Here is a 237-nt window from a genome sequence, read left to right on the forward strand (position 1 = left end):
CCCCAGATTACTACGCGTCTCGTGGGCTCGGAGATGTGTATAAGAGACAGGCCAGTCGGTGTCCCAGTCCACCGACTGGCCGGTCAGGCTTCAGCGGGCGCCGAGGGCGTGCTCCACGGCCAGCTGGTTGCTGTCTCTTATACACATCTCCGAGCCCACGAGACGCGTAGTAATCTGGGGGGGGGGGTGTTGGTTGGGGGGGAGGGGGGGGGGGGGGGGGGGGGGGGGGGGGGGGGG

At 68.8% G+C, this 237-nt stretch carries 1 pseudogene; it reads left to right on the forward strand.

Annotated features, from left to right (window positions below):
- Positions 1 to 237: pseudogene (locus tag ACPYOM_RS23830) on the forward strand (hypothetical protein); the annotation flags it as partial.

The organism is Monashia sp. HAY1-2A (assembly GCF_056755315.1).